The sequence below is a fragment of the Pseudomonas sp. Sample_24 genome (genome assembly GCF_004307605.1).
In the GTDB taxonomy this organism is placed as follows: Bacteria; Pseudomonadota; Gammaproteobacteria; order Pseudomonadales; family Pseudomonadaceae; genus Aquipseudomonas.
In genome coordinates, this window is record NZ_RCNW01000227.1 from 68,566 (window position 1) to 73,444 (window position 4,879).

At 60.0% G+C, this 4,879-nt stretch carries 4 protein-coding genes; 2 read left to right on the forward strand and 2 right to left on the reverse strand.

Annotated elements, in window-relative coordinates; all coding sequences use genetic code 11:
* Window positions 1-17: 17 nt before the first annotated feature.
* A complete protein-coding gene (locus D8V06_RS12390; protein ID WP_056854804.1) occupies window positions 18-692 on the reverse strand; it encodes a hypothetical protein in 675 nt (224 codons plus the stop codon).
* Between the two features lie 369 nt (window positions 693-1,061).
* On the opposite strand from D8V06_RS12390, the gene D8V06_RS12395 reads away from it, so the two are divergent.
* Complete coding sequence (locus D8V06_RS12395; protein ID WP_130904219.1) at window positions 1,062-1,772, forward strand: glutathione binding-like protein; 711 nt, start codon at window positions 1,062-1,064, stop codon at window positions 1,770-1,772.
* Window positions 1,773-1,830: 58 nt separating this feature from the next.
* Here the strand turns inward: D8V06_RS12395 and D8V06_RS12400 are convergent, their stop codons facing one another.
* Entirely contained in the window at window positions 1,831-3,357 is a 1,527-nt protein-coding gene (locus tag D8V06_RS12400; RefSeq protein ID WP_130931041.1) for an FAD-dependent oxidoreductase, read from the reverse strand.
* Window positions 3,358-3,556: 199 nt separating this feature from the next.
* Between D8V06_RS12400 and D8V06_RS12405 the strand changes: the two genes are divergently transcribed.
* A complete protein-coding gene (locus tag D8V06_RS12405; protein WP_130904221.1) occupies window positions 3,557-4,645 on the forward strand; it encodes a DUF1615 domain-containing protein in 1,089 nt (362 codons plus the stop codon).
* The last annotated feature ends 234 nt before the right edge of the window (window positions 4,646-4,879 follow it).

Here is a 4,879-nt window from a genome sequence, read left to right on the forward strand (position 1 = left end):
AACAGACACCGCACAACTCAGGTCGGACAGGTCTCCTGCCCATTATCCAGACCCTGCTTGTAGGTATGGCTTTGCAGGCTGGCCTTGCCGTTGTGCCAGGTCAGCGTCAACACATACAACGAGTCGAAGTCGCTGGATTCCCAATCCTCGGTGATCTTCTGCTTCTTGCCGACGGCTTCCCCGGCGACCTTGTTGATCAACTCCGGCAGGTAGCCGTGGGACCACGCCGTGTATATGACCGAGTTGTGATACTTGTCGTGCAGCAGTTCATCGGCCAGGTCGCTGGTGTCGTTGGCCGAGTATTTGATATTGACCGGCAAGCCGAGCTTGATCGCGCTGGGGCTGATGGTCATCAAAGGGCGAATGTAACTGTAAGAGTTGTCCAGCTCGCCTTCCTCGACATTGCGCGTCGGGTTGGCGGCAAACACGTAGTCGGCCTTGCCGAATTTTTCCGGCAGCAACGTGGCCAGGTCGATCGCACGGTTCAGTCCCTGGCAATTGAGCTGGCCGAGGCCGCCCGCGGGTTTTTCCGCGTGGCGCAGGAACACCAGCGTCTGTGTGCCGTCCGCCGGCTGGGCGCGGCTTTCGCTCGACTCCAGCAACATGAACAACGCGCTGGCCGCCAGCAGGGCGGGCAGGAAAATGTAGGCGCGATGTTTGAAGCGATTAGCGAGTTTCAGAAAATTCGTCATGGAAAAAAGAGTTCTTCAGCATATTGGTTAAGGCTGACAAACCTTTACACCGCGGCTTTCCTGCGTCGGGTGTTTTCCATGTCGTGAAGCCGGTCCGTTTCAAAAGGGGCAGTGCTCAGAGTCCTCTGAAGCCCATTTGGTTCGATTCCGGCCCGAGAGCGCACCAATGTACCGGTAACCATGAACGGGTTGCAGCGAAGGTTATCGACATGATGTTGCGGATTTATGGCCACCCTACACCGCCATGCACGCATTCACGCTGTGATCCTTATTGATCTTGACCATCAGCGTTATCGATGGCGCCGGCGGTCTCAATTCGCGAGATGTCCATTATCATCGGTGTTCTCAATTTTCTCGTGGATCCAACCCATGACCGATTTGTCTGCATTCCCCATCACTCAAAAATGGCCGGCCCAGTATCCGGAGTGGATTCAGCTGTACTCCTTGCCGACCCCCAACGGCGTCAAGGTGTCGATCATGCTTGAAGAGATCGGCCTGCCGTATGAACCGCATCGCGTCGGCTTCGATAGCAACGACCAGATGTCCCCCGAGTTCCTGTCGCTGAACCCCAACAACAAGATTCCGGCCATCCTCGACCCCCATGGTCCCGGTGGCCAGCCGCTGCCGTTGTTCGAATCCGGGGCGATCCTGATTTACCTGGCCGACAAGAGTGGGCAATTGCTGGCGCAGGAAGGGGCTGCACGCTACGAAACCATTCAGTGGTTGATGTTCCAGATGGGCGGCATCGGACCGATGTTTGGCCAGCTCGGCTTTTTCAACAAGTTCGCCGGCAAAGACTACGAAGACAAGCGTCCGCGTGACCGCTATGTCGAAGAGAGCAGACGCCTGCTCAGTGTCCTGGATAAGCACCTGCAAGGCCGGGAGTGGATCATGGGCGAACGCTATACCATCGCCGATATCGCCACGTTCCCATGGATCCGCAACCTGATCGGCTTCTATGAAGCGGGCGATCTGGTCGGCATCGAGAATTTCCCGAACGTCACCCGCGTGCTGGAAAAATTCCTCGCACGGCCGGCGGTGAAGCGCGGTCTGGAAATCCCGAAACCTATCGCCAACTGACCGGGAACCTGTGGGAGCGGGCAAGCCCGCGCCCACAGGGGACGTGTTTTCAGGACACTCAAAAAAACGGCCGAATCCCGTGATGATCGAAATAGCGCTCGATCACCTTCGGATCGGAGCACGTCTGGGCAATCGCCACGTAGGTATCGGGCCTTAGCAGGTAAAAGCCGTTGCGTGCCAGTCCCGCTTCTTCAAACGCCGGTCGCCAATCGAACACCTGCAATGGCACATGGTGCTCGTGGCACCAGGCGATCATCTCATCGCTGGTGTCGCCGTACACATGCACCTGCCATGTCAGGCATTTCAGCGATTCGAAATTGTCACCCTCACCGTCGTGCGCCCAGGGCAAGCGATCGCCGCCGTGCACGTGCCCGGCAACGCCATGGCTCAGGGGCATCCCCCGGTAGTTCAAAGTGATCTGCGACACCGTGCGGAACAGGAACTCGCGGGAGGTTTCGAACGAGGCCATTTTGGGAAGCAGCAATGGCGCCAGGCGAGTGCGCAACAGATCGGCCACGCGTCCTTCGGCAGTGACGAAGGTGAACACTCGGTCGGTGGTCGCCACCAGTTTGCGGGCGAAGGCGATGCGTTCGGTTTCATAGGTGTCGAGCAGTCTGGCTTCGGCACCGCCGCTCAGCACCGCTGCGAGTTTCCAGGCGAGGTTGATCGCATCGCCGATGCCGGTGTTCATGCCCTGGCCGCCGGCGGGACTGTGCACATGGGCGGCGTCGCCCAGTAAAAAAGCCCGGCCGGTGCGAAAGTGGTCCGCCACCCGGTGATGGACGCGGTAGGTCGAGAACCAGTTCAATTGTTCGACCTTGACCTGCATGTGCTCGATAGCCCGGCTGCTGACGTCTTCGAATTGCAGGGTTTCGGCCTGCTCGGCACGCTCGTCACGCACGGTGCCGATCAATCGTGCACGGCCTTGCGCGGCCAACGGGAACACGGCGAGGAAATCCGCTTCATCCAGATCCACGTGCAATTCGCCGTTGAACGTCGGCCCGCTGGCCTGCACGTCGGCCACGTAGAAAATCTGCTGATAGGTGTCACCGGGAAAGCCGGTGTCGAGGTTTTTGCGCACGATCGAGCGAGCGCCGTCGCAGCCCGCCAGGTAGCAGGCCTGACAGGTTTCCCGTTGACCGTCGGCCAGGCGCAAGGTGGCCGTAATGCCGTCACCGGATTCTTCGAAACCCAGTAGCTCGGTGTTGCGCTCGACAGTGACGCCGAAGGTTTCGAGCCGCTCGATCAGCAGCCGCTCGTGTTCATCCTGCGGGTAGATTTCGAGAAAGGCGTAGGGCGTCAGCCCTTCACCAACACGGCTCAGCGGCAGACGTGCCACAGGCTCGCCCTTGACCCAGAAATTGGCGGCAGCCACGCGATGGCCGTGTTGCACGATGGCATCGGCGAGGTCGAGCTGGCGATACAACTCCAGTGTCCGCGCCTGAACCGCCAGCGCCCGCGATGTGGTGCCGGGGGCCGAGGCCTTGTCGATGATCCGCACGCGAATTCCCAGCTTGCTCAGCCACAAGGCCAGAACCAGCCCGGTCGGGCCGGCGCCGATGATCAACACGTCGCTACGGTGCATGAGCCAGTCCTCCTCGCCATGTGATGTGAAGTATGGTCCACAGGCTGTCGCTGGGCAGGGATTTTCCATGGGAGCCGGCCTGCTCGCTCCGCCAGCATTCGTCAGATTTCGAGGAACAGCCGTGGCCTGCCAAGGTCATAGCCTGCGCCATGCCATTGGTCGTATGGTTAACCCGGTTCAACGGACTTCCTGGAGCAACATGCAAGCCCAACGATTGATCATGAGCGTCGCCGCGTTGCTGGTGCTGGCCGGTTGCAGCAGTCAACGGACCCAGGAGCCACCGGTGCGCAAACCTGCCGAGGTCAAGGCGCAGATCGTGCGGTTGCTGCCGGCCAAGACGGTCGACCGCCAGGGCTGGGCCACGGATATCTACGCCGCGTTCGCTGCGCAGAACATTCCACCGACCACGCAAAACCTGTGTGCCGTGCTGGCGGTGACCGAGCAGGAATCGACTTTTCAGGTCGACCCGTCGGTCCCGGGGCTGGGCAAGATTGCCCGCGAGGAAATCGATCGCCGTGCCACCAAGGCGCACATTCCCAACCTGCTGGTCAGCGGAGCCCTGCGGGTGAGTTCGCCCAATGGCAAAACCTACAACGATCGCCTGAATGCGGCGCGCAGTGAAAAAGAACTGAGTGCGATTTTCGATGATTTCATTGGCATGGTGCCCATGGGTAAGACCCTGTTCGCAGGCTTCAACCCGGTACACACCGGTGGGCCAATGCAGGTCAGCATCGATTTCGCCGAGCAACAGGCCAAGGGGTATCCCTACCCGGTAGATGGCTCGATTCGTCGTGAAGTCTTTACCCGCCGGGGCGGCATGTATTTCGGCATCGCCCATTTGCTGGGTTACCCGGTGAGTTACAAACAGCCGTTGTACCGTTTTGCCGACTTCAATGCCGGTTGGTACGCCAGCCGCAATGCTGCGTTCCAGAACGCCGTCAGTCGTGCTTCCGGCATTCCGCTGGCGCTGGATGGCGACCTGGTGCGCTACGGTTCGATCATGCCCGGCAGCACGGAACTGGCGGTGCGCACCCTCGGCAAGCAGTTGGACATGCGCAATCCGACGATCAGGGATCAATTGGAGCAGGGCAACAGCCTCGAATTCGAGAACAGCAAGCTCTATCAACGGGTCTTTGCCTTGGCCGAACAGGCTGAGGGGCGACCACTGCCGCGCGCGGTATTGCCGGGGATCGTCCTGCAGAGCCCGAAAATCACCCGAAAACTCACCACAGCGTGGTTTGCCAAGCGGGTTGATGAGCGCTATCAGCGATGCATGGCGCGTAACTGAGAATCAAAAAATCCCAGGCACGAAAAAGCCCGGCTGATCAGGCCGGGCTTTTTGTCGGGTACTGCGGTGAAGCAGTTCAGTCATGCAACGGAGTTGCCTTGCAAACGATCCGAACCATCGGCGGCGACGGTGTTGCCTTGCAGGCGGTCGGAGCCATCGGCAGCGACGGTGTTGCCTTGCAGGCGGTCGGAACCATCGGCGGCGACGGTGTTGCCTTGCAGGCGGTCGGAACCG